1 protein-coding gene is annotated in these 255 nt (G+C 38.4%); it reads left to right on the top strand.

The annotated features are described in order from the left end of the window. Nucleotides 1-210, top strand: a 210-nt coding sequence (locus tag V7S76_RS13295; protein WP_459510628.1) for a hypothetical protein, incomplete at its 5' end; no start/stop codon positions are given. Nucleotides 211-255 lie beyond the last annotated feature (45 nt).

Raw genomic sequence — 255 nt, 5'->3', positions numbered from 1 at the left:
GAAAGATTTGAGCGAAGCGGTAGGCGGAGCTTTGACAATGCGCATGGGCGATGTGCGTCAGGGTCAAAGAAAATAGCCGATAGCGTAGTGAAAATCGCGCCGCTTGCGGATTCGTCTTGGATTAACTGGGAGATTTTAAGTTTTTTTGTTTCTTTTTTTCTAAAAAAAAGAAATACCATGGAAAAAGAATTAGCCAGAAAATTGCATTGATAGGTAATAGGTAAAAGGTAATAGGTATTAGTGTTTAGTTATTAG

The organism is Aquirufa sp. ROCK2-A2 (genome assembly GCF_054558485.1).
This window is presented reverse-complemented; position numbering and strand designations above follow the sequence as displayed.